The sequence below is a fragment of the Nostoc sp. 2RC genome, from assembly GCF_014222165.1.
Classification (GTDB): Bacteria; Cyanobacteriota; Cyanobacteriia; order Cyanobacteriales; family Nostocaceae; genus Nostoc; species Nostoc linckia.
On the sequence record NZ_JACKZU010000467.1, the window covers coordinates 1 to 5,750 of the forward strand.

The window sequence follows — 5,750 nt, forward strand, 5'->3', positions numbered from 1 at the left end:
ATATTACCCCACCCCGCCAAAGCTACGCTTTGTCTCCCCTCCCCGCCTGCGGGGAGGGGATTAAGGGGTGGGGTACAATGGCTGTGGGAATCATAACTAATTATGCGGACATGATATCAGTTGACTTATTAACTAGTTACCCACTGTACAATTCCATTAGAAAACGAGTCAATTAATTTTTCTAAAGCTTTAATTTCACTAGATTTCAAAGTTGTTGACTTCAATAAATTTTGAATTTGCTTTTCTAACTCTGGAGTTAAATTTTTAGTTTGAATAATTTCTTGAACAAATGTATCAACCGTTAAAGATTGATAGAGTTCCTGAACTTGTGCAGCAACTCCCTGAGTACTAAAACGAGACTGAACCCAATTTTGTGCAGCGTCGCCATACTTTTGTCTGAAAATGGGGTTTTCTAATAAACTTACAATAGCGCTTGTTAAAGCATGGGCATCACCAGGAGGAACTAAAAGTCCAGTTTCACCATGCACCACTGTATGTTGCAAGCCTCCTACATTACTGGCAATTACAGGTGTTTTGGATGCCATTGCTTCAATTGCAACTAAACCAAAAGGTTCGTAGTAACTCGGTACAATGCAGACATCTCCTGCGGCATAGTAAGCAGGTAAAAGTGATTGAGAAATTCGCCCGGTAAAAATTGTAACTGCTTCTAATCCTAATTCTTTTACCAGAGTTTGAATGCGTTGTTGTTCTTGAAAATCTGTTCCGCCTTCGCGGTTACCACCAACTAGATAAAGTTGAAATCCTGGAGGTAAACTGCTACAGGCTTGGACTAAAGTTTCAACTCCTTTGCGGCGATCGAAACGTCCTACATATAAAATTATTTTAGAATCTGGAGCAATTCCTAATTGTTGACGAGCATCTTTTTTATTAATAGAACCAAAGTGTTCGGTATTAATTCCACAGGGAATAACTTTAATACGTCCATGTTGTGAAATTAACTGACGTAAATCTTCTACTTCTTGAGGACTAGTAGATATTACACAATCTGCTTGTTCTAAAATTGCCTTTTCTACACAATGACGAATTTCAGCAATCTGTGGTGGATTTTCCACATTACGATATTTCACTGCTCCTATAGAATGATAAGTATGAACTTGGGGTAGCCCTAATTGTGATTTAAGTTCCAATCCCACCCAACCAGAAAGCCAATAGTTAGTATGAATGAGTGCATAATTTGTTTGTGTTCTTTGTTGAAAATTTAGCCAAGCTTCTACAAATTCTGGCAAATATTCAAATAAATTGTTTCTAGGAATAAATTCAACTGGCCCTGCGGTTAGGCGAATTGTGCGACACCCTGGCGCTAATTCTACAATTTCTTCTTGGTGGGGATATTCACGTCGAGTGAACATATCAACCCGACAGCCGCGTTTTGCTAATGCTAATCCCAATTCTCGGACGTAAACATTTTGACCACCTGCGCCTTCTTTGCCGATTTCTGCTGTAGGGTCGCCGTGAACTGAAATTAGCGCGTAAATTGGTTGAGAACTTGGTGTTTCTGGAGCAGCATTTTCCACAGATTTAGCTAAATTCAAAGAAGCAATAGTTTTCATAATTACAATTAGCTTAATTGGGATAAAAATTAACTTTTAGTGAAAATTTCAAGACAACAAATTATTTCACATCTAAAAAAATGTGTAAAAACCTCCTGGGAAACATAGATGGATAGTTTTTATTTAATTTTTTCCTAGTTTGAAAGTCTTCTGGAAAAAAATTAATTAGTACGTGAATTGCTTCATGAGTTGTTATTTGATGCTTAATTGCATAAATTTTCAACTGGCGATACTCTTCTTGATTGAGAACAATATGAGAGATTTTTATTGAAGAACGAGACATAAAAATTTTCCTCAACCATAAAAAAATTTCCCAAATTGCCTTGTCCTGCATATTACACTTGACAAGTTCAAATATCGGTTATTAATTGGGGAGAAATCGGTTATAAGCTGCCAACCAATAGCATTTGGCGTTGCACATGTATTCACATTGGTTATTAACTGTTAGCAGTCAATACCATCAGCAACTATTGATAAAAATTAAAATTCCCCAAGTCAATACTTAAATTGATTTGGAGAACATGGTGTAAAGAGGTTAATTTCAGTATAGTAATCCTAATTTTCCACCGGAGTGTTACGGAGACTCAAAGTATCTATCTAAAAACTTTTTCAGTGATTCACTCTCTCACAAATGATTTAGGATTCCCATAATAGTAGACTAACAATCAGTTGTGCAGATTCAGGGTAAATATTAGGTAGAAATCGGTTAGTTTTTTAAACTTGCTTGAGACGATAGCCTAATCCATGAACTGTTTCAATAAAATCATCAGGCGCACCGGCGTCTTTCAGTTTATATCGTAAACTTTTGATATGAGACTTAACAGTTTCTTCGCTGGGTGGCTCATTAAGAGACCAAATACGTTCAATAATTCCGGCTCGACTTAACACTCGCCGACCGCTAGAAACCATTAGTTCTAAGAGAGCAAATTCTTTCGGGGTTAACTGTAGGGGTTGGTCAGCATAACTAACTTCATAAGTGCTGGGATTTAAACGCAGACTACCCCAACCAAGTTCTGGAAATGATGCTGCGGCGCTATTACGGCGTAGCAGTGCGCGGATACGAGCCATTAGCTCTGGCATTTCAAAAGGTTTTACCATATAGTCATCTGCTCCAGCATCCAACCCAGTAACTTTGTCTGCAAGGGTATCGCGTGCTGTTAACATGAGGACGGGTATTGTATGGTTACGCGATCGCAACCTTTGACAAAAACTCACACCATCCAACTTAGGCAACGTAATATCTAGTACTACTAAATCATATTCCAACCCCTTAATACAATCCCAGGCTTCTTCTCCATCTTGGGCTATGTCTACCACATATTGACGGTCAGTCAGGGCTTCCATCAGCATCTCTGCTAACTGGACATCATCTTCAACTACCAAAATCCGCATTTCTAGAATATTTGTAAATTAAAAAACTACGATGAATTCCAATACATAACCTTAATACTTTTAATTTGACTTGGGACGAAGAAACTTAGCAGATGGCTGAAACTTTTCTACTGGTACACCCTGAAGTGCTTTCTGCATAAAATCACGCCACACAGGAGCCACCATACCTCCCCCCGTTGCATGACCTGATAATTGTCGATTGTCGTCTCTTCCTACCCAGATGGCAGTTGTTAACTGCGGTACAGTACCAATAAACCAAATGTCTTTTTCTGAAGAGGTTGTACCCGTTTTCCCTGCAACTGGACGACCTATAGCCGCACCTCTACCAGTTCCTTCGTTAACTACCGTTTGCATCACGTCTAAAGTTGTGGCTGAAGCCCAAGGATCAAGTACTAACTGGGGTTTAGGAGTATTATCCACTAACACATTGCCACTACCGTCAGTAATACGGGCAATAATAGTTGCAGGTGACTGCCAGCCATAATTGGCAATTGTGGCGTAAGCACTGGCCATTTCTAGAGGTGTGATACCAATTGCACCTAACGGTAAAGAACTCACGGGTTCCATCGGACTCATGATTCCTAATGTACGGCAAGTTTCAATTACTTTATTCATACCCACGGCTTTACCAAGCTTAATCGCAGGAACATTACGAGACAAAGCTAAAGCAGTACGAATTGGTATTGCTCCCATAAAGGTATTATCGTAGTTACGGGGATAATACCAACCGTCTCCATCACGGTAGCCAACTGGAGTATCTGGTATTGTTGTATTTGGCGTAAATTTACCACTAGCAAAAGCAGTATAGTACACAAACGGTTTAAAAGAAGATCCTGGCTGACGATGGGCTTGAGTTGCTCGGTTAAATTCGCTAGTTTTTGAATCTACACCACCTACTAAGGCTTTGACAAAGTGCGTACGAGGATCGATAGCCACCAAAGCCATTTGATTATTGTATAATCCTTCACTTTCGAGGGTTCGATGCCATTTCTTGATGGTTTTTTCTGCCATCATTTGAAAGTTGGTATCCACCGTAGTTTGTACTTGCATTCCACCTTTGAGCACTGTTTCACGCCCAAACTTTTTAATTAATTCCTGGGCTACAGTATTAGTCACGTAAGGCAAAGCACTACCTTGAAATGACCTGATTTGACCAAGTTTGATTTTTTGTTGTAAAGCATCATTATATTCTTGCTGGCTAATCCAATTTAGTTCCAACATCCGCCCCAGTACTTCTTTTTGTTTTTGTTTTGCCAAGTTCATACTGACAAACGGGCTAAATTCTTCTGGGGCTTGAATTAAACCCGCCATCATCGCTGATTCAGCTAAAGTTAAATTTTCTGCTGATTTTTTAAAGTAAGTACGTGCTGCTGTTTGCACGCCATAATTATTGTGACCCCAGTAAACTTGATTGAGATACATCTCCAAAATTTCATCTTTACTGAGAACTTGTTCTAAACGAATTGCTAATACGGCTTCTGCTATTTTTCGGGTAAAAGCACGCTTTTGAGATAGGAAGATGTTTTTTACCAATTGCATAGTGATTGTAGAACCACCTTCTCGCACATCTCCAGCTGCCAAGTTGACTAATGCAGCACGTCCAATACCACCAGGATTAATACCGTGATGCTCGTAAAATCGATTATCTTCGCTAGCTAATACAGCTCGTTTCAAATGAGGAGAAATTTTTTCTAGAGGCACTACTTGTCGATTAGCTTCCCCATGTATACGTGCTAAAAGTTTGCCTTTAATATCATAAATATAAGTTGTTTCTGAAGGCGAAAAATTTTTTAGCTGTCTAACATCTGGCAAATTCCGAAAACTAATAGCTAAACCAACTAGCCCTCCAGCCACAAGGGAACTTGATAGCATAAATATTGACAGAAGTACACCGCCAGTTACTTGACCAACTCCTTGAAAAAATTCAAACCTGGGTAAAGTTTGAATTTGTGATTGTTTTTCTTGGATATTTTTAAAAGAAGACACAGTAATTCTAATCCCTTCATTATCAAACAGAATTCAGGATTCAGAAGTCAGAATTCAGGAAAGGTATTCTGTATGACTGGCGGATAGCGCAGCGTAAAGCCTGCGGTATGGCAACTCTTAGAGACGCTACGCGTAGCTTGCTTAAGAGCAGAGGTACGCTTAGAGCGACGTAGGAGCGTCTGAATAATCAGCATTTTTGCAGCCCACCAAATTGAAAATTTGGTAGTCATGGAACGTCTTTATTCTAACTTTTGTTAGCGGTAGCGGGGCGTTTAGCCCATTCTGATTTCTGAATTCTTCTTCAACCAATTTATGTGAATTGTTTTTGTAATATTCAACCAAAATACAACAAAAAATAAATATATAGCAATCCTAAATCGTTTATTTAGTCTTCCACCAAATAGTATGCTTGGAAAATGCAAGGAGTGAAAATATTTATAAAATTAGACAAGTTACTAACTCTCCAAAGCATCCAGGAGATAAGGTTAACTAAAAGGTCAATTATTTGACAATTTATTTAGGATTGCTATAGATTTATGGAGACTAAAATGCAAACTATTGTTTTACACTCATGTATTTTAATATTTATAAGTTCATTTATCGGTTAAAAATCGGTTAGAAATCGGTTAGTTTAAATAGTAATTGTTAACTAAAATCTGAGTTCAAAAAATTCTATTATAGGATTCATATTTGATTTGGTGAAAAAACTAAATATGCTTTTATTCCTTTTTACCTGTTTCCTACCTCTACGAGTAGTTTTCTGAATCAAACCGGATTCCTATATAATGTAATTCCATAGAT

4 protein-coding genes are annotated in these 5,750 nt (G+C 38.2%); all 4 read right to left on the minus strand.

What is annotated here, in order from left to right; genetic code table 11:
* Window positions 1-128: 128 nt before the first annotated feature.
* Window positions 129-1,571, minus strand: a complete 1,443-nt coding sequence (locus tag GNE10_RS31385) for a glycosyltransferase family 1 protein (RefSeq protein ID WP_185569813.1) — start codon at window positions 1,569-1,571, stop codon at window positions 129-131.
* Window positions 1,572-1,632: 61 nt separating this feature from the next.
* On the minus strand, window positions 1,633-1,854 hold the full coding sequence (locus tag GNE10_RS31390; protein WP_099071296.1) for a hypothetical protein: 222 nt from the start codon (window positions 1,852-1,854) through the stop codon (window positions 1,633-1,635).
* A gap of 431 nt (window positions 1,855-2,285) precedes the next feature.
* Window positions 2,286-2,963: a response regulator transcription factor gene (locus GNE10_RS31395; protein ID WP_185569815.1), complete on the minus strand. Its 678-nt coding sequence runs from the start codon at window positions 2,961-2,963 to the stop codon at window positions 2,286-2,288.
* Between the two features lie 60 nt (window positions 2,964-3,023).
* Complete coding sequence (locus tag GNE10_RS31400; RefSeq protein WP_185569817.1) at window positions 3,024-4,949, minus strand: transglycosylase domain-containing protein; 1,926 nt, start codon at window positions 4,947-4,949, stop codon at window positions 3,024-3,026.
* Window positions 4,950-5,750: the final 801 nt, after the last annotated feature.